We start from the raw sequence: 18,469 nt of genomic DNA on the forward strand, positions 1-18,469 counted from the left end.
TCCGCCGGTCGGGCCCTGACCGCCGCCCCTCCCGGCGCCCCGGCTGGGGGAATCCTCACCCCCCTCCCCTCCCTCCGTGGAGTCCGACGTACCGGGGTCGTAATCAGGCGCTACCACGGGCGTAACACACGCGTCGCACGCTCGCTGGTATGCCCGTCATGCCCCAGGTCACCACCCCCACGCACTGTCCCTACTGCGCCCTTCAGTGCGGCATGTCGCTGCGCCCCGCCGAAGGGGGGCTGCCCGTCGAGGTGGTCGAGCGCACCGACTTCCCCGTCAACCGGGGCGCGCTGTGCGGCAAGGGGCGGACGGCGCCCGCTGTGCTCTCCTCCCAGGTCCGGCTGACCGGGCCCCTGGTCCGATGCCCTGACACAGGCAGGCTCGAACCGGCCACCTGGGAGGAGGCCCTCGGCGCGGTCGCCGAGGGACTGCGACGGACCCGGGACGGGCACGGGGCCGACGCCGTGGGCGTCTTCGGGGGCGGCGGGCTCACGAACGAGAAGGCGTACGCCCTCGGGAAGTTCGCCCGGATCGTCCTCGGGACCTCCCAGATCGACTACAACGGCCGCTTCTGCATGTCCTCCGCCGCCGCCGCTCACCAGCGCGCCTTCGGCCTCGACCGCGGGCTCCCCTTCCCGCTGGAGGACATCCCCCGCACCGGCTGCGTGATCCTCGTCGGCTCCAACCTGGCCGAGACGATGCCCCCCGCCCTGCGCTACCTCACCGAGCTGAAGGCCAACGGCGGCAAGCTGATCGTCATCGACCCCCGCCGCACCCGCACCGCCGAGCAGGCCGATCTCCACCTCGCGCCCCGCCCCGGCACCGATCTGGCGCTCGCGCTGGGGATGCTGCACCTCGTGGTCGCCGAGGGGCGTACGGACGAGGAGTTCATCGCCACCCGAACGGACGGCTGGGAGGCCGCCCGGTCCGGCGCGATGGCCCACTGGCCCGAGCTGGTCGAACGCATCACCGGGATCGCGGTCCCCCGGCTGCGTGACGCCGTCCGGATGTTCTGCGACGCGCCGACGGGCATGGTCCTCACCGCGCGCGGCCCCGAGCAGCAGTCCAAGGGCACCGACACCGTCGGCGCCTGGATCAACCTCTGCCTGGCGACCGGCAAGGCGGGCCGCCCGCTGTCCGGCTACGGCTGCCTCACCGGCCAGGGCAACGGCCAGGGAGGCCGCGAGCACGGCCAGAAGGCCGACCAGCTCCCCGGCTACCGCAAGCTCGACGACCCCGCCGCCCGCGAGCACGTCGCCCAGGTGTGGGGCGTGTCCCCCGAGTCGCTGCCGGGCCCGGGCCGCAGCGCCTACGAGCTCCTCGACGCCCTCGGCGGTGACGTGAAGGCGCTGCTGTTGATGGGCTCCAACCCGGTCGTCTCCGCGCCGCGCGCCGCCCACATCGAGGAACGTCTGCGCTCCCTGGACTTCCTGGCCGTGGCGGACGTGGTCCTCTCGGAGACGGCGGAACTCGCCGACGTCGTCCTGCCGGTGACCCAGTGGGCCGAGGAGACCGGTACGACCACGAACCTGGAGGGTCGCGTCCTGCTGCGGCAGCGGGCGATCACCCCGCCCGAGGGAGTCCGCAGCGACCTGGAGGTACTCAACGGCCTCGCCGCCCTCCTCGGCCGGGAGAAGGGCTTCCCGACCGACCCGGAGGAGGTCTTCGAGGAGCTGCGACGCGCCTCCGCCGGCGGCCCCGCCGACTACTCCGGCATCAGCTACCGGCGGATCGCCGAGGAGGACGGGGTCTTCTGGCCCTGCCCGGAGCCGGAGCACCCGGGGACGCCCCGGCTCTTCCTGGACCGGTTCGCCACGGCGGACGGACGGGCCCGGTTCGTTCCCGTGGTCCACCGGGCGGCCGCCGAGGAGACCGACGCGGAGTATCCGGTCGTGCTGACGACCGGCCGGGTCGTCTCCCAGTACCAGTCCGGCGCGCAGACCCGCCGCGTCGACGAGCTCAACGCGGCGGCGCCCGGCCCCTTCGTGGAGCTCCACCCCCGGCTCGCCGAACGCCTCGGGGTCGCCGAGGGCGAGTCCGTCGCCGTGGTGTCACGGCGCGGCCGGGCCGTGGCCCCTGCCAGGATCACCACGAACATCCGGCCCGACACGGTCTTCATGCCGTTCCACTGGCCGGGCGAGGGCCGCGCCAACACCCTGACCAACCCGGCGCTCGACCCGGTCTCGCGGATGCCCGAGTTCAAGGTGTGCGCGGTGCGCCTGGAGGCCGTGCGCGGGTGACCCAGTCACCGCCGGGGACGGGCGGGCCGAGGACCGCCCGGGGCGCCGCGAAGTACACCCAGGCGCGGACGGTCGCGCCGTCCCGGTCCCGGACGACGTCCCGCGCGTGCCGCTCGTACAGATTGAGCGGATGCCCGGGTCCGGAGTACTCCTCCAGGGCGTCGAGTACGGAGAGCAGGGAGGCGTACGCGCCGGGCGCGGCGGTCACCAGCTCGCCCCTGACCCGCGCGCCGTGTTCGGCGGGGCCCGGGAGCGCGTACGGGTACCCGGGGCCGTCGTACAGAAGCGCGCCCGGCAGCGTGGCCGGCTCCTCGCCGGCCGTACGTCCCCGCAGGAAGCGGTCGTGGTTGTGCTCGCCGGGGCGCAGCGTTCCGTAGACGAAGAACGGCAGTTCGGGGCCGGTCACCTGGCGACGGTCTCCGCCTGGAGCCAGGCGAGGTAGGCGGCGCTCGCGCGGACCACCGGCGTGGCGATGATCTCCGGGGTCTCGTAGTCGTGAGCGGCGACGAGATGGGCCTCCAGATCGTCGTAGCAGGCGTCCGTCGTCTTCAGGGTCACCTGCCACTCCTCGCTGGTCTCGATCGCCTTCCGCCAGTGGAAGATCGAGGTGACGGGTCCGGTGACCTGCGCGCAGGCGGCGAGCCGCGCCTCCACGGCGCCACGGGCCAGTTCCTCGGCCTTGGCCGCGCTGTCGGTGGTGGTGAGGACGGTCAGGGCCAGGGTCACGGGCGCGCTCCTTCTCTCTCTTGTCCGGTTCTCTCTCTTGTCCGGGCTCGGTTCGCCTCCGGGGCGCTTTCCGCGCGTGCCGACGGTCGGTCGTGCTCGACCGCCCGTTCCTCGCAGCCTCCGCGCGGTCTCCCTTTCGACACCCGAGCCTCCTTCAGCTCACTCGCCGGGCGGGACGTGCCGCCGCTCCCGCCGTTCGGCCGACACCCTATGCGGCTCGCAGCCCCGGGGCGCCCGCTGGGCGCGCCGCAGCACCCACCGTTGGAGTGCCTCGAGCGGACCGTGGTCGAACCGGCGCAGCCAGAGGCTCGCGCCCGCCACGAGGACGAGACAGACCGCCGCCCACAGTCCCATCACCCACCACGGGCTGCCGTCCTCGCCCAGGCGGGCGGCGAGGCCGAGGCCGATGCCGTAGCAGGCGAGCATGGACAGCACGTTCTGGGCGACGTAGCAGGAGAGGGAGGTGCGGCCCACCGCGGTCAGGCCGCTGGTGAGGATCCCGGTGCCGCGGGCGCGGTCGAGGAGCAGGCCGATCAGGCCGATGTAGCCGAGAGCCACGACCGGGGCGGCGACATAGCGGCCGAGCAGGAAGAAGTCGGAGCCCCCCGCGGCGGCGGCGACGTTCAGCGGCACGCCCAGGCCGAGGCCCCAGCCGAGCATCCTGAGGCGGATCCGGCGGCCGGTGGCGTCCGCGCCGAACGCCCCGGCCCGGTGGAGGCGCACGCCGAGCAGGAAGAGGAAGACGAGCAGCCCGAAGGAGAACACCGGCTCGATGCGCAGGGCGAGGGCGTGGTCGAGGCGGAAGGCGATCTGGTCGAGGTAGCCGCCGTGGGCGTAGAGCTGGACCGCGCCCTCGTCGTCCGTGTCCGGGCCGGTGTCGGACTCACCGGCCAACGCCAGGGTGAGCAGGGCCATCACCGCGAGATGGAAGCCGCCCGCGCACCACATCGCCACCCGCCTCACGCGCTCGGTTCGGGCCAGCAGCCAGGCGACGAGGAGGGCGGTGACGGCGTACCCCATCAGGACGTCCCAGGCGAAGACGAGGACGAAGTGCGCGGTGCCCTCGGCGAAGAGGAAGAGCGCCCGCCACCGGTAGCGGCCCGGCCAGGGTTGTCCGCGGCGGGCGGCGGAGTCGTACTGGATGGCGAGGCCGACGCCGAAGAGGACGGTCAGCAGGGACAGGAACTTGCCGTCGGCGGCGAGCCGGAAGATCCCCTGGGCCGAAAAGGGCTCCGGCGCGCTCGCGTTCTGCAGGAGACCCCACTCGGAGCCCGGGGCGGTGAAGATCCAGACGTTGGTCATCAGGGTGCCGAGGATGGCCGCGCCGCGCAGTACGTCGAGCAGTGGCAGTCTCCCAACTGTCTTGTCCAGAAGGGGGGTTTGCAGTTTCGGGCGCAGAATCTCGGTCATGTACCCATCGTCCCGGCGCCATGCGCGGGGAGCGTCCCGAGCGGAGACGAGACCGCGCTGCGCCGAAGGATGCAGCGCGGCCCCGGCGGCCTCCTCCTCAAGGGGGGCGTCCCCCGGCCCCCATCCCCCTCACGCGGCGTAGGCGCGGGCGGACTTGGCCTCGCTCAACGCCTTCGCCCACCAGCCGAGCTGGTTGAGCATGGCGGTGGCGGCGGCATTGGCGGCGTCGGGGTCCTTGTGCTGCCCGTCCGGTCCGAAGTGGGAGTGGGCGTGATGGAAGGAGACGGTGTCGCGGACGGTGACGGCGTGCAACTCGGCGAAGATCTGGCGCAGTTGCTCGACGGCACGCAGGCCTCCGGAGATCCCGCCGTAGGAGACGAAGCCGACGGGCTTGGCCTGCCACTCGCTGTAGTGCCAGTCGATGAGGCTCTTCAGGGAGGCGGGGAAGGAGTGGTTGTACTCGGGGGTGAGGACGACGAAGGCGTCGGCGGCGGCGAGCCGGGGGCTCACCCTCTCCAGCTCGGCGCGGACGGCGGGGCCCGGGTTGTGGGAGGGCGCCGGGGGCAGGTCGATGTCGGCGAGGTCGATGAGGTCGACGGCGAAGTCGGTGCGCTCACCGGTCCGGGAGAGGAACCAGTCAGCGATGACAGGGGCGAAGCGGCCCTCGCGGACGCTCGCGACGATGACGGCGAGGGTGGGCGGGGCGGGGGTGGCGGACGTCGAGGTGGACATGGGCGTGGGCGTCGTGCGCGTCGGCACGGTCTGCGGGGTCATGAGGAAAAGACTCCTTCCTCAAGGTTGGTTGAGGTCAAGCGGATCTTGGAAAGATCCTTTCGGGGTGCCGAACGGCGGTCGTACGGTGGGGTCCATGACGACCGCATCCGTGTACATCGAGGCCGACGGCAGGGCCGTGGGCGAGGCCGAGCTCTTCGGTGTCGCGCAGAGCGGCTACGGGCATTTCACGGCGATGCAGGTGCGGGGCGGGCGGGTCCGGGGGCTCGACCTGCACCTGGCCCGGCTGGACGCGGCCACCAGGGAGCTCTTCGGCACGGGCCTGGACGGCGGGCGGGTGCGCGCGCTCGTGCGGCAGGCCATGACGGCGGCGGACCGCCGGGACGCGGCGACCCGGGTCTACGTCTACCGGGGGCCGGGCGGGGAGGTGCTGCCGGTGGTGACGGTCCGCGAGCCGGTGACGACGGGCCAGGAGCCGCGCAGCCTGATGTCCGTGGCGTACCAGCGGCCCGTCCCCCACATCAAGCATCTGGGCGGCTTCGGCCAGCTCTACTACGGCACCGAGGCGGAGCGCGCCGGCTTCGACGAGGCGCTGCTGACCGGCCCCGGCGGCGTGATCTCCGAGGGCTCGATCACCAACATCGCCTTCTGGGACGGCACATCGGTGATCTGGCCGGACGCCCCGTGCCTGCGCGGCATCACGATGGCCCTCGTGGAACCCCTCCTCCCCTCGACCCACGCGCGGGTGACCCTCTCGGACCTCCCGTCCCTCCGGGCGGCCTTCGTGACGAACGCCCGGGGGATCGCACCGGTGCGGAGGATCGACGGGGTGGCGTACGAGGTGGAGGAGGACCTGATGAAGCGGGTGTACGAAGCGTACGAGTCGGTGGAGTGGGACGAGATCTGAGGCGAGGGTGGGCCGCGTCGGCCGACGGGCACGGACGAGTCCCCGCCCTGACGGCGCGGGAGCCCGCCGCGACTGGAGGGACGCGCGCCCGAGCCGCTCGCCCCGGCGACCCGACGGACGGCCCGGCGCGGGCAGGTGCCAGAAGGCACGGGTGAGCAAGGGCGGGCGCCCGAAGCCGCGGGTGCAGGCGGGCGCCCCTGGGCCGCTGCGGGACCTCCCGACTCGCCGGCCGCCAAGGCCCCGTCACCCGTTCGGCGCGGGAAAGCAGCTGACGCTTCATAACCCGCTCCCACCTGCGCAAACGCGGTGCGTCCAGGCCGACACGCCGTCTCTGTCGGCGGAATCTGACCCCCCATCAGCAGGCGTGCGCGCCGCGTCGGGCCTTATCTCGTGATGAGGACACCGCCCGAAAACGCGCGCCCCGGAGGATTCCATGCGCACCACCGCCCGCCTGCTGACCGGTACCGCGTCGGCGCTCCTACCGTTCTGCGCCCTGGTCGCGGTCGCCGCGCCCGTCGCGTACGCCGGAGACCACGAGGAGGACCGCACCGGGAACCACGAGGCGGAGGACCGCACCGGGAGACACGAGGGTCTCGAGGTCTTCCCCTCGACCGCCTCCCCGGGCACGCGCGTCACCGTGAACACCACCGCCTGCGGCAAGAACGGCCATGGCGTGGGTGAGGTCCACGGCCTCGACGCGGGCCGGTTCCAGCTGTCGTCGAGCATGCACAAGGAGGTCGTGGCCGGCCAGTTCACGGTCCCGCACCACGCCGAGGGCGGCACCCACCGCATCACCGTCGAGTGCGACAACGGCAAGCGGGCGAGCGGCGAGCTGGTGGTGCGCCATCACGGCCCCAGCGGACATGTGAGTACCGGAGTCGGCGGCAGCGTCGGTCCGGACACCACCCAGATCGCGGCGGGCGCGGCCGTATTGGCCGCTGCCGCCGTTGGCGGTACGTGGCTTCTGCGCCGCCGGGCGAGCGGCGCGCAGGGCCGCTAGCCGGGACGGCCGTCCCGCGTATCGCCGCCCCGCCCCCGCTGCGCGCCCCCCGGCCCGGCGGGGGCGGGGCCACACCCTGATCACCTCCAAAGGACCCCGACCGTGACCACCAAGAACAAGGGCTGGGGCATAGCGGCCGCCGTCTGCGTCGGTCTCTGGCTGGTCCAGAACGGCTCCCACGACGTGACCCCGCCCGTCCCGTCCGCCGCCCAGGCGTTCGCGGCCGGCCCGGAACTGCACACGGAGGCGGCCGCCGACCCGCTGCCTCCGTCGCCGCCGTACCGGCTCCGCATCCCGAAGATCGACGTGGACGCGCCGGTGATGCGCCTGGGCCTCGACAGGAACAGCCGGCTGGAGGTGCCGCCGGCCGGCAACCGCAATCTGGCGGGCTGGTACAAGGACGGCACCCCACCCGGCGCCAAGGGCACGGCGATCGTCGCGGGCCATGTCGACAACGCCCGGGGCCCCGCCGTCTTCTACGCGCTCGGGGCGCTGCAGAAGGGCAACCGCATCGAAGTGGACCGTGTCGACGGCCGCACCGCCGTCTTCACCATCGACGCCGTCGAGGTGTACGAGAACGACGCCTTCCCGGACGAGAAGGTGTACGGACAGGCCGACCGCGCGGAGCTACGGGTGATCACCTGCGGCGGCGGCTTCTCCAAGAAGTCCGGCTACCAGGGCAACGTCGTGGCCTTCGCGCACCTCATCGGAGTGCGCTAGGACACGACCCGGGCCGCACGCGTGCGCCTGCCCTGTGCCCCGCCCCTACGCCCACTGGTCGAAGGCGAGCTTCGCGACCAGCGAGAAGACCACGAACAGCAGGACCCCGCGCACGAACTCCGCGCCCTTGCGCAGGGCCATGCGCGCGCCGATCATCCCGCCGGTCAGGTTGAAGACCGCCATCACCGCCGCCGCCTGCCAGAGCACGGTCCCCTGGTACGCAAACATCGCCAGCGCCCCCGCGTTGGTGCACACATTGACGATCTTGGCGGTCGCGGAGGCGGTCACCAGGTCGAGATGGAGCACGGCGGTCAGCGCGAGGACCAGGAAGGTGCCGGTCCCGGGGCCGACGAGGCCGTCGTAGAAACCGATGCCCCCGCCGACCAGGACGATCGCGGCGACCACCCGGGCCCGGGTCGCCGGGCCCTTGTCCTCGCCGGTCCCGAAGGACGGCCGCAGCAGCACGAACGCGGCCACGCCCAGCAGGACGACCATGATGACCGGCCGCAGCACCTCGCTGCTGATCCCGGCCGCGAAGAAGGCCCCCGCCATGGACCCGGCGAGCGCGGCGAGACCGATCCGTACCGCCGTCCCCACCTGGACGGGCGCCTTGCGCACATAGGTGACGGCGGCACCGGACGTACCGACGATGGACACGGCCTTGTTGGTGCCCAGGATCTGGGCGGCCGGCACATGCGGCATCCCGAGCAGCAGCGCGGGCAGCAGGAGCAGCCCGCCGCCGCCGACCACCGCGTCGATCCAGCCGGCCACGAGGGCGGCGAGACACAGCAGGACGAGGGTGGTCAGCGATATGTCGGGCATGACCGCGAGCCTAGGGAGGCGATGAGTGTGCCGTCCATCGATCTCGGTGAGAGTTGAGGTACCCCTGAGGTTGCGGAGCCCCGTCGCGGCGGCCGGAGCGGTCCCGGGCAGCGCTGCCCGGTCGCTTTCCCTCACATCCCGGATGGACGGCGGCTGAGGTCAGCGTTCCGTACGGGAAACAGACGGGATGCCGTCGGGTAACACCGACCCCGCACGCTGCGGGTATGAGTACACGGATCGTGGTGGTCGGCGGCGGGACGGCGGGCGCCCGGCTCGCCCAGCGCCTGCCGGTCACCCTCCTCGGCGAAGAGCCGCACGCGCCCTACAACAGGGTGCTGCTCGCCGACGTCCTGGCCGGGCGGTACGCGCCGGAGGTGATCGCCCTGCCGGCGCCCCTGGAGCCGGTACGGCACGGCGTGCGGGCCGAGCGCATCGACCGGGAGGCCCGGGTGGTGCACTGCGCCGACGGCAGCACGGTCGGCTACGACCGGCTGGTCCTGGCGACGGGTTCCAACCCGGTGCTGCCGCCGCTGCGCGGTCTGCGCGGCAGCAGGCTGCCCGAGGGGGTCCATCCGTTCCGCACGCTCGACGACTGTCTGGAGCTCCGGGCGCTGGTGCGCCCCGGGGTGCGGGCGGTCGTGGTCGGCGGCGGTCTGCTCGGGGTGTCCGCCGCCCGGGCGCTGGCGGCGCGCGGCGCGGAGGTCGTGCTGACGCAGCAGGGCGAGCGGCTGATGGAACGCCAGCTGGACGAGCAGGCCTCGGCCCTCCTGCGCTCCCACGTCGAATCGCTCGGCGTCGAGGTGCACACCGAGTGCCGGGTGAGCGGACTGCGGCAGCGCGACGGAGCGGTCACGGCCGTGGAGCTGGCGGACGGCTTCGTCCTGGACGCGCAGGTCGTCGTCCTGGCCTGCGGGGTACGGCCCCGCGTGGGTCTCGCCCGGGACGCGGGGCTCGACGTCCGCACGGGCGTGATCGTCGACGACGAGCTGCGTACGTCGGACCCCTTCATCCACGCCGTCGGCGACTGCGCGGAGCACCAGGGCCGGGTCTACGGCCTGGCCGGCCCCGCGCTGGAACAGGCCGACGCGCTGGTCTCCGTACTGACCGGCAACGGCGGCCCCGCCTACGCCGGCACCCGGGCGCTGACCCGGCTCACCCTCGGCGGGCCCGAGGCGCTGGACCTCGCCGCGTTCGGCGAGGCCACGGCGCAGCCGGGCGACGACGTCGTCCAGCTGACGGACGCCACCCGCCGCGCCTACCGGAAGGTCGTCGTCCGTGGCGACCGGCTGGTCGGCGGTGTACTTCTCGGCGATCTCGCCGCGGTCGGGGCGCTCGCCCGGGCCTGGGAGGGCGACGAGGCCCTGCCCGAAGCTCCCCTGCTCCACCTGCTCACCCATGACGGAGGGTCCTGAGATGACCGTGAACACCCCCACCATCGTCCTGGTCGGCCACGGGATGGTCGGCCAGCGGTTCCTGGAGGCCCTCGCGGACCGCGGTGTCACCGAGCGGGCCCGTGTCGTGGTGCTCTGCGAGGAGCCGCGCCCGGCGTACGACCGGGTCAAGCTGACCTCGTACTTCGACGGCAAGACCCCGGACGACCTCTCGATGGTCGAGGGCGGCTTCATGGAGCGGCACGGGATCGAGCTGTATCTGGACGACCCGGCCGAGACCGTCGACCGGGAGAGCCGCACGGTCGTCTCCCGCTCGGGGCGGTCCTTCACCTACGACACGCTGGTGCTGGCGACCGGCTCGTACCCGTTCGTCCCGCCGGTGCCCGGCAAGGACGCGCGCGGCTGTTTCGTCTACCGCACGATCGAGGACCTCCTCGCGATCGAGGAGTTCGCGAAGACGTCGAAGGTCGGCGCGGTGGTCGGCGGCGGTCTGCTCGGCCTGGAGGCGGCGGGCGCCCTGAAGGGCCTCGGCCTGGAGACGCACGTCGTCGAGTTCGCGCCCCGGCTGATGCCGGTGCAGGTCGACGAGGGCGGTGGCGCGGCGCTGCTGCGCACGATCGAGCAGATGGGGCTGGCCGTCCACACCGGCATCGGCACCCAGGAGGTCCTCACCGCCGACGGCACGGTCACCGCGATGCGGCTGTCGGACGGCTCCGAGCTGGAGACCGACATGGTCGTCTTCTCGGCGGGTGTGCGGCCCCGGGACCAGCTGGCCCGCGACTGCGGTCTCGCCGTGGGCGAGCGTGGCGGTATCGCGATCGACGAACAGTGCCGTACGTCGGACCCGGCGGTGTACGCCATCGGTGAGTGCGCGCTGGCGTCGGACGGCAAGGTCTACGGCCTGGTCGCGCCGGGCTACGAGATGGCGCAGACGGCCGCGGCGACGATCGCCGCGGCCGGGGAGCAGTCCGCGGCGGCAGCCGCTGATGTCACTTTCACGGGTGCCGACATGTCGACGAAGCTGAAGCTGCTCGGCGTGGACGTGGCGTCGTTCGGTGACGCGCACGGCACGGCGGAGGGCTGCCTGGACGTCGTCTACTCGGACTCCCGCTCCGGTATCTACAAGAAGCTGGTCGTGGACGGCGACGGCGTGCTGCTCGGCGGCGTGCTGGTCGGTGACGCCGACTCGTACGGGATGCTGCGCCCGCTCACCGGGTCCGTCCCGCCGGTCTCCCCCGAGCAGCTGGTGCTGCCGGCCGGCGCGGGAGCGCCCGTGGCGCTCGGCCCGTCCGCGCTGCCCGACGACGCGGTGATCTGCAGCTGCCACAACGTGACCAAGAAGGCGATCACGGCCTGCTCCTCGATGCCCGAGGTGAAGAAGTGCACCAAGGCCGGTACGGGCTGCGGCAGTTGCGTGAAGCTGATCGGCCAGCTGCTCCCGGCGCCCGCCGACAGCGGTCTTTGCGCCTGCTTCTCGTACACCCGCACCGAGCTGTACGAGATCACCCGTACGCTGCGGCTGACCTCGTTCGCCGCGCTCCTGGACTCGCACGGGCGGCCGGAGGCGCGCGGCGGTGAGGGCTGCGAGGTCTGCAAGCCGACCGTCGGCTCGATCCTGGCCAGCCTCAACAACGGCTACATCCTCGACGGCGAGCAGGCCTCGCTCCAGGACACCAACGACCACTTCCTGGCGAACCTGCAGCGCAACGGCTCGTACTCGGTGGTGCCGCGCATCCCCGGCGGCGAGGTCACCCCGGAGAAGCTGATCGTGATCGGCGAGGTGGCCCGCGACTTCGGCCTCTACACCAAGATCACGGGCGGACAGCGGATCGACATGTTCGGCGCCCGGGTGGAGCAGCTGCCGGCGATCTGGACGCGGCTGGTGGACGCCGGCTTCGAGTCGGGCCACGCGTACGGCAAGTCCCTGCGGACGGTGAAGTCCTGTGTGGGACAGACCTGGTGCCGCTACGGCGTGCAGGACTCGGTGAAGATGGCGATCAATCTGGAGCTGCGCTACCGGGGCCTGCGTTCCCCGCACAAGCTCAAGTCGGCGGTCTCCGGCTGTGCCCGCGAGTGCGCGGAGGCCCAGTCCAAGGACTTCGGCGTGATCGCCACGGCGAGCGGCTGGAACCTGTACGTCGGCGGCAACGGCGGCGCGACCCCGCGCCACGCCGACCTCCTCGCGCAGGACCTCTCGGACGCCGAACTGGTGCGGCTGATCGACCGGTTCCTGATGTTCTACATCCGTACGGCGGACCGGCTGGAGCGCACCTCCACCTGGCTGGAGCGGCTGGAGGGCGGCCTGGACCACCTCCGGGACGTCGTGGTCCACGACTCCCTGGGGCTCTGTGACGAGCTGGAGTCCCTGATGGCCGCGCACGTCGACGGCTACCAGGACGAGTGGGCGCAGACCCTGGACGACCCGGACCGGCTGCGCCGCTTCGTCTCCTTCGTCAACGCGCCGGACGCGCCGGACCCGTCGGTCCGGTTCGTGCCGGAGCGCGACCAGATCAAGCCCGACCTCACCATCCTCACCCTGGAAGGGGTTTCCGCGCGATGACTCTTCAGCTCTCCCACGCCTCCGACGCCTGGCTCACCGTCTGCGAGGAGTCCCGGCTGACGCCGGGCCGCGGGGTGGCGGCGCTGCTGCCGGACGGGCGGCAGGCGGCGCTCTTCGTGGACCGGTCGGGCCGGGCGTACGCGATCGACAACCGCGATCCGTTCACGGGCGCGCAGGTGCTCTCGCGGGGACTGCTCGGCTCGGTGTCGGGGCGTCCGTTCGTGGCGTCGCCGCTGTTGAAGCAGCGCTTCGATCTGGAGACGGGCAGATGCCTGGACGACGAGGAGGTCTCGGTCGAGGTGTTCGAGGTGCGGACGGTATAACCGCCCTTCCTTGACCGCTCGTTCCAATATGATCTAGAGTCACGGCGTGGCCAGGACCAAGGAATTCGATCCGGACGCCGCGCTCCAGTCAGCGCTCGAACTGTTCTGGCGGCGCGGGTACGAGGCGACGACGATGTCGGACCTCGTCGAGCACCTCGGGATCGGCCGCGCCAGTATCTACGCGACCTTCGGCAACAAGCACGAGCTGTATCTGAAGGCGATGGACCGCTACCTCCGGCTGAACGATCCGCTGCTGATGGAGGAGCTGTCCCGGCCGGGGCCGGCGCTGCCCGCCGTACGCGCGGTGGTGCGCCGGTTCGCCGCCGAGGCCGCGGCCGACGACCTGCGCCTGAGCGGCTGCTTCATCACCAACACGGCGGCGGAGCTGGGGCCGCACGACGCGACCGCGGCCCGCCGGGTGGAGCGGAGCTGGGAGCAGATCGAGACCCTGCTGCACTCGGCGCTCGTCCGGGCCCGGGCCCGGGGCGAGCTGCCCGAGGGCCGCGACCCGCAGGCGCTGGCCCGGATGCTGCTGGTCCTCCTCCAGGGCATCCGGCTGGTCGGCAAGGCCTCGACGGACCCGGCGCGGGTGCGGGAGGCGGCGGAACAGGCGCTGGAACTGCTGGACTGAACGGCTTGTCGGGAACGGCGCTGCGGCGCCGTTTCTTTCTGCCTTCATATTGGAACGTACGGTCAAATAAGAGGGGGCTGCCTTGTCAAGGGCCCTCCTGATTCGGGGAGTTGTCACCATGCCCGCACGCACATCCACACGCCCGGCCGCCCGCTTCCAGGGCAGGACCGTCCTCGTCACCGGCGGCGGCAGCGGCCTCGGCCGCGCGATCGCCCTGTCCTTCGCCGCCGAGGGCGCGTCGGTCGCGGTCGCCGGTCGCAGCGCCGGGCCGCTTGCCGAGACGGTCGCCCTCATCGAGGAGGCGGGCGGCGCCGCTGCCGCTTTCACCGCCGACGTGGCCCGTTCCGGGGACGCGCGGGAGTTGGTGCGACGGACCGCCGAGCGGTTCGGCGGCCTCGATGTCGCCGTCAACAACGCCGGGGTCTTCCGCGGCGGGCAGCCGGTGGCCGACCTCCCCGAGGAGGACTGGCGGACCCTCCTCGACGTCAACGTCACCGGTGTCCTGCTGTCCCTGCAGGCCGAGGTCGCCCATATGCGGTCCCACGGCGGCGGCGCCATCGTGAACATCGCCTCCAACCTCGGCGCCCACACCCGGCATCCGGGCCTCGCCGGCTATGCCGTCTCCAAGGCCGCCGTCTCCGCGCTCACCCGCGCCGCCGCCCTCGACCACATCGCCGACGGTATCCGGATCAACGCGGTCAGCCCGGGCCCCGCCGACTCGTCGATGTCGCTCCTGCCCGGCGAGACGGACGCCGAGCGCGCCGTACGGATGAAGGACCAGTCGCCGCTCGGACGGATCTCGACCGGCGACGAGGTCGCCGCCGCGGTGCTCTATCTGGCGTCGGAGGACGCCGGGTCGGTGGTCGGCACGGACCTGGTGATCGACGGCGGAGTCTCTGCCTGACGGCGGCGGGGGCGGCCGTAGGCTGTGCGGAGCTCTTTCCTACTGGGTAGTAAGAACGAGGAGGTCCGCATGGCCACGACCGGCTGGCACATAGGCAAGATCCCCGACCAGGCCGACCGTACCGCCGTGGTCACCGGCGCCAACAGCGGCATAGGGCTCGTCACCGCGCGCGAACTCGCCCGGCGCGGGGCGAGGGTCGTGCTCGCCTGCCGGAGCGAGGCCCGGGGCACCGCCGCCGTGGCGGCCCTCCGCCGGGACGTCCCCACCGCCCGGGTGGAGTTCAAGCAGCTGGATCTGGCGGACCTGGCTTCCGTCCGGGACTTCGCGGGCTCGTTCCCGTACGAGCGGCTCGATCTGCTCATCAACAACGCGGGCGTGATGGCCCTGCCGTACGGACGCACGGCGGACGGCTTCGAGACGCAGTTCGGCGTGAACCACCTGGGGCACTTCGCGCTCACCGGGCTGCTGCTCCCCCGGCTCCTCGGCGCCGCGGGGGCCCGGGTGGTGACTGTGTCCAGCGGGCTCCACGCGCTGGCCAACGTCGACATGGGCGACCTCAACAGCGAGCGGCGCTACCGCCGTTGGGTCGCCTACGGCCGCTCGAAGACGGCCAACCTGCTCTTCACCCACGAACTGGCGCGGCGGCTGCGGGCGGCCGGGGCGGACGTGGTCGCGGCGGCGGCCCACCCCGGCTACGCGGCGACGAACCTCCAGACCGCCGGCGTCCGGATGGAGGGCCGCAGGGCCGTCGAGCGGATCGTGGAACTCGGCAACAGGGCCGTCGCCCAGCCGGCCGAGTCGGGCGCGCTGCCGACCCTGCACGCGGCGACCGCGCCGGGAGTACGGCCCGATTCCTTCACCGGACCGTCGTTCCTGATGTGGAGGGGCGCGCCGGCGCCGTCGTGGCGGGCGAAGTGGACGCTGAACGACGTCGCCGGCGAGCGGCTCTGGATCGCGTCCGAGCAGCTCACCGGCGTGACGTACGAGGGGCTCAAGGGCTGATCAGCCCTGGACGGCCGCCGCGTCCATCCACATGACCTCCCAGTGGTGGCCGTCCGGGTCCTGGAAGGATCGCCCGTACATGAAGCCCTCGTCGATGGCTTCGCCGGCGGTGGACCCGCCGGCCGAGAGCGCCGCGTCGGCGAGCTCGTCGACCTTTCCGCGGCTCTCGGCGCTGAGGCAGAGGATCGCCTCGGTCGTCGTGGCCGTGTCGGCGATCTCCTTCTTGGTGAAGTCCTTGAACCGCTTCTCGGTCAGCAGCATCGCGAAGATGGTGTCGCTGAACACGAGGCAGGCGGCGTTCTCGTCGGAGAACTGCGGGTTGAACGAGAAGCCGAGCTTGCTCCAGAAGTTCCTGGTGGTCTCGAGGTCCTTCACCGGCAGGTTCACGAAGATCATCTGGTTCATGCCGCTCTCCTCAGTCGCTGTCGTCGCGCTTACGGAGGGGTAGACAGGGGTGGTGGGCGAAACTCATCGCCGCTGCGGAAGAAATTTTCGGGAGTAGCCTCGGCCCCCATCGTGCACCGCGGGCGAGAGGGGCCGCACCAAACCCCCGGACGCCGACGCTGTCCAGGCCTGCAAGACCTTCTGGCGCGAGCGCCTCACCGACCTCGAGGCGCTGCTGGAGGGCGGGGCCTGACCGGCCAGGGGCCCCTCGCGCACCCGCCCCGCGGCGCCGACGGCGACCCGACGCTTCCCCTTCACCGGCTGTTGCCGCACCGTCAATTCCGTACTCCTAGGTTCCGGAAGCGCGCGACCCCGCCGCCGACCGGTGCGGCGGGGCGGTCACCACCCCCTCTGGAGTGAGACGTGGAGCGACGCAGTTTCCTGCGCGGAGCGGTCATCGGCACGTCGGCAGCCGCCTTCGGCGGCACCTTGTGGCGGGGGGCCGCCTTCGCGGCTCCCGCCCAGCCCGGAACGGGTCCGTACGGCGCGCTCGGCGCGGCGGACGCGAACGGTATCCAGCTGCCGAGCGGGTTCACCAGCCGGGTGATAGCCCGGTCCGGCCAGACGGTCCCGGGCACTTCGTACGCCTGGCACAACGCTCCTGACGGCGGCGCCTGCTTCGCCGACGGCAGCGGCTGGATCTACGTCTCCAACTCGGAGATCAACCCCGGCGGCGGCGCGAGCGCGGTGAAGTTCAACTCCTCCGGAACGATCACCGGCGCCTACCGCATCCTCTCGGGCACCCGGCAGAACTGCGCGGGCGGCGCCACGCCGTGGAACACCTGGCTGTCGTGCGAGGAGGTGTCCCTCGGCTCCGTCCACGAGACCAACCCGTGGGGCGGCACCAGCACCCGCAGGGACGCGATGGGCAAGTTCAAGCACGAGGCGGCCGCCGCCGACCCCGTCCGTCAGGTGATCTACCTGACCGAGGACGAGACGAACGGCTGCTTCTACCGGTTCATCCCCACCACATGGGGCAACCTGTCCACCGGCACGCTCCAGGTCCTCAAGGCGGGCACCGGCACCTCCGGTTCCTTCACCTGGCAGACCGTGCCGGATCCGGACGGCTCCCCCACCGTCACCCGCGACCAGGTCTCCGGCGCCAAGCGGTTCAACGGCGGCGAGGGCTGCTACTACGCGAACAACACCGTCTGGTTCACCACCAAGGGCGACAACCGCGTCTGGCAGGTCAACCTCTCGAACAGCACCTACGAGCTGGCCTACGACGACTCGCTGGTCTCCGGAACCGCTCCGCTCACCGGCGTCGACAACATCACCGGCACGTCCTCCGGTGACCTCTTCGTCGCCGAGGACGGCGGCAACATGGAGATCTGCGTCATCACGCCCGACGACATCGTGGCGCCGTTCCTCCGGATCACCGGCCAGTCCGGCTCCGAGATCACCGGCCCGGCCTTCTCGCCGGCCGGCAACCGGCTGTACTTCTCCAGCCAGCGTGGCACCAGCGGCAGTTCGTCCGGCGGCATCACCTACGAGGTGACCGGGCCGTTCCGCGCGTAACAGGGGTCCCGCTGGGCGCCCGCCCCGAGCAGGGCGGTGCCCAGCGGGGTCAGCGTGTGCAGGACCGAGTTGCCGTGCCGCAGGGTGACCACCAGGCCGGCGTCGCGCAGCACCCCGGCGTGCTGGCTCGCCGAGGCGAGCGACACCCCTGCCCTGCGGGCCAGTTCGCTGGTCGTGCCGCCGCCGCCGATGGCGTGGAGCACGGCGGAGCGGGTGTGGCCGACCAGCTTGCCGAGGGAGGGGCCGCCCGGCTCGCTGCACACCGGGGCGTCGGTGTGGGTGATCGGATAGACCAGGACCGGCTGGAGCTCCGGGTTGCGGTACATCACCGGCGTGCCCCGGCAGAAGTACGAGGGCTGGAGCAGCAGCCCGCGCCCCTCCAGATGGATGTCGCGGTCGACGGGATAGTCCGCCTCCAGGACGGGGGCGTGCCAGCGGAGCATCGGCGGGAGCGAGGCCAGCAGTTCGTCGGCGCCGCCGTCCAGGACGGCCCGGCCCCGGACGGCCCGGTCCGCGTCCACGCGCGCCTGGATGTAGGGCCAGTACGGCTCGATGGCGGCCCGGTGGTAGCTGCGCAGCGCGCCCAGGAGGCGGCTCAGCGGCGCCGCGCAGCCCTCGGCGAGCGAGGAGAGCGGCGGGGGCAGGACGCGCGTTCCCGAGCGGTCCGAGGCCAGCAGGGTCAGTTCGCCGTGGAGCCGGGCCGGTGGGGTGGCCCGCAGCGCCTGGAGGCCCTCGTCGAGGCCGAGGACGCCCTCCGGCGGTGTCAGAAAGTCGGGGAAATAGCCGCGCGTCGGCACGAGTGCGCCGAGCAGTCGTGTTTCACCGTTCAACCGCGTGCGGGTTTCGGAGCGCCATTCCCCGAACACCATCGCACCGCGCCGGTCCCTTAGCCGGTGAAAGCTGAGAATCGTTTCCCACAACACATCCGGCCGGGCGGCCATACGGACACCGGCAAGGTCTTCACCAGTGAAATGAATCCGAAGCATTGAACCCCCACCTGTTGCACCCGCAATCACCCCCGTCGAAGAGTATGCACGCCATCACAGGACGTTACCAGGGTGTTTCAGCCACAGTTGAAACGCATCGCGGAGAACGGGCGCAAACCGAAAGGCTGTACGGCGTCGGGCAGGAAACCTTCA

At 72.2% G+C, this 18,469-nt stretch carries 18 protein-coding genes; 11 read left to right on the forward strand and 7 right to left on the reverse strand.

Annotation, left to right across the window (positions count from 1 at the left end):
* Positions 1–158: 158 nt before the first annotated feature.
* Positions 159–2,240 carry a molybdopterin oxidoreductase family protein gene (locus tag ACZ7J0_RS06960; protein WP_470885165.1) on the forward strand — a complete coding sequence of 694 codons (2,082 nt, stop codon included), beginning with the start codon at positions 159–161 and terminating at the stop codon, positions 2,238–2,240.
* Here the strand turns inward: ACZ7J0_RS06960 and ACZ7J0_RS06965 are convergent.
* The 4 genes from ACZ7J0_RS06965 to ACZ7J0_RS06980 all read right to left on the reverse strand — a co-directional run bounded on the left by ACZ7J0_RS06965 (position 2,200) and on the right by ACZ7J0_RS06980 (position 5,150).
* Entirely contained in the window at positions 2,200–2,646 is a 447-nt protein-coding gene (locus tag ACZ7J0_RS06965; protein WP_470884733.1) for a gamma-glutamylcyclotransferase family protein, read from the reverse strand. The genes ACZ7J0_RS06960 and ACZ7J0_RS06965 overlap by 41 nt on opposite strands.
* The gene (gene cutA / locus ACZ7J0_RS06970) at positions 2,643–2,966 is read right to left on the reverse strand and encodes a divalent-cation tolerance protein CutA (protein ID WP_470884735.1); all 324 of its coding nucleotides are present in this window, start codon (positions 2,964–2,966) and stop codon (positions 2,643–2,645) included. Before cutA ends, ACZ7J0_RS06965 begins: the two co-directional genes overlap by 4 nt.
* A 159-nt stretch (positions 2,967–3,125) precedes the next feature.
* Positions 3,126–4,376, reverse strand: coding sequence for a DUF418 domain-containing protein (locus ACZ7J0_RS06975; RefSeq protein WP_470884737.1), 1,251 nt, complete (start codon positions 4,374–4,376; stop codon positions 3,126–3,128).
* Between the two features lie 129 nt (positions 4,377–4,505).
* Entirely contained in the window at positions 4,506–5,150 is a 645-nt protein-coding gene (locus ACZ7J0_RS06980; RefSeq protein WP_470884738.1) for an NADPH-dependent FMN reductase, read from the reverse strand.
* A gap of 94 nt (positions 5,151–5,244) precedes the next feature.
* Between ACZ7J0_RS06980 and ACZ7J0_RS06985 the strand changes: the two genes are divergently transcribed.
* The 3 genes from ACZ7J0_RS06985 to ACZ7J0_RS06995 all read left to right on the forward strand — a co-directional run bounded on the left by ACZ7J0_RS06985 (position 5,245) and on the right by ACZ7J0_RS06995 (position 7,735).
* Positions 5,245–6,015 carry an aminotransferase class IV gene (locus ACZ7J0_RS06985; RefSeq protein WP_470884740.1) on the forward strand — a complete coding sequence of 257 codons (771 nt, stop codon included), beginning with the start codon at positions 5,245–5,247 and terminating at the stop codon, positions 6,013–6,015.
* 433 nt (positions 6,016–6,448) lie between these two features.
* A complete protein-coding gene (locus ACZ7J0_RS06990; protein ID WP_470884742.1) occupies positions 6,449–7,015 on the forward strand; it encodes a hypothetical protein in 567 nt (188 codons plus the stop codon).
* A gap of 102 nt (positions 7,016–7,117) precedes the next feature.
* On the forward strand, positions 7,118–7,735 hold the full coding sequence (locus ACZ7J0_RS06995) for a class F sortase (RefSeq protein ID WP_470884744.1): 618 nt from the start codon (positions 7,118–7,120) through the stop codon (positions 7,733–7,735).
* Positions 7,736–7,780: 45 nt separating this feature from the next.
* On the opposite strand, the gene ACZ7J0_RS07000 is transcribed toward ACZ7J0_RS06995, so the two are convergent.
* Positions 7,781–8,557 carry a sulfite exporter TauE/SafE family protein gene (locus ACZ7J0_RS07000; protein ID WP_470884746.1) on the reverse strand — a complete coding sequence of 259 codons (777 nt, stop codon included), beginning with the start codon at positions 8,555–8,557 and terminating at the stop codon, positions 7,781–7,783.
* 224 nt (positions 8,558–8,781) lie between these two features.
* Here ACZ7J0_RS07000 and ACZ7J0_RS07005 point away from each other — a divergent pair, with 224 nt between their 5' ends.
* The 6 genes from ACZ7J0_RS07005 (at position 8,782) to ACZ7J0_RS07030 (ending at position 15,368) form a co-directional block, all read left to right on the forward strand.
* Entirely contained in the window at positions 8,782–9,969 is a 1,188-nt protein-coding gene (locus ACZ7J0_RS07005; protein WP_470884748.1) for an NAD(P)/FAD-dependent oxidoreductase, read from the forward strand.
* A gap of 1 nt (position 9,970) precedes the next feature.
* The gene (nirB, locus tag ACZ7J0_RS07010; RefSeq protein ID WP_470884750.1) at positions 9,971–12,508 is read left to right on the forward strand and encodes a nitrite reductase large subunit NirB; all 2,538 of its coding nucleotides are present in this window, start codon (positions 9,971–9,973) and stop codon (positions 12,506–12,508) included.
* Positions 12,505–12,831 carry a nitrite reductase small subunit NirD gene (gene nirD / locus ACZ7J0_RS07015; protein WP_470884751.1) on the forward strand — a complete coding sequence of 109 codons (327 nt, stop codon included), beginning with the start codon at positions 12,505–12,507 and terminating at the stop codon, positions 12,829–12,831. Before nirB ends, nirD begins: the two co-directional genes overlap by 4 nt.
* Before the next feature lie 46 nt (positions 12,832–12,877).
* The gene (locus ACZ7J0_RS07020) at positions 12,878–13,462 is read left to right on the forward strand and encodes a TetR/AcrR family transcriptional regulator (protein ID WP_470884753.1); all 585 of its coding nucleotides are present in this window, start codon (positions 12,878–12,880) and stop codon (positions 13,460–13,462) included.
* 118 nt (positions 13,463–13,580) lie between these two features.
* Entirely contained in the window at positions 13,581–14,366 is a 786-nt protein-coding gene (locus ACZ7J0_RS07025; protein ID WP_470884755.1) for an SDR family NAD(P)-dependent oxidoreductase, read from the forward strand.
* 69 nt (positions 14,367–14,435) lie between these two features.
* A complete protein-coding gene (locus tag ACZ7J0_RS07030) occupies positions 14,436–15,368 on the forward strand; it encodes an oxidoreductase (protein WP_470884757.1) in 933 nt (310 codons plus the stop codon).
* Here ACZ7J0_RS07030 and ACZ7J0_RS07035 read toward each other — a convergent pair whose 3' ends face one another.
* Positions 15,369–15,773 carry a VOC family protein gene (locus ACZ7J0_RS07035; RefSeq protein ID WP_470884759.1) on the reverse strand — a complete coding sequence of 135 codons (405 nt, stop codon included), beginning with the start codon at positions 15,771–15,773 and terminating at the stop codon, positions 15,369–15,371.
* Positions 15,774–16,175: 402 nt separating this feature from the next.
* Here ACZ7J0_RS07035 and ACZ7J0_RS07040 point away from each other — a divergent pair, with 402 nt between their 5' ends.
* Entirely contained in the window at positions 16,176–17,330 is a 1,155-nt protein-coding gene (locus tag ACZ7J0_RS07040; RefSeq protein WP_470884760.1) for an alkaline phosphatase PhoX, read from the forward strand.
* Here ACZ7J0_RS07040 and ACZ7J0_RS07045 read toward each other — a convergent pair.
* Complete coding sequence (locus tag ACZ7J0_RS07045) at positions 17,300–18,316, reverse strand: ArsR/SmtB family transcription factor (RefSeq protein ID WP_470884762.1); 1,017 nt, start codon at positions 18,314–18,316, stop codon at positions 17,300–17,302. The genes ACZ7J0_RS07040 and ACZ7J0_RS07045 overlap by 31 nt on opposite strands.
* Positions 18,317–18,469 lie beyond the last annotated feature (153 nt).

This window comes from Streptomyces sp. NPDC038280, assembly GCF_055600045.1.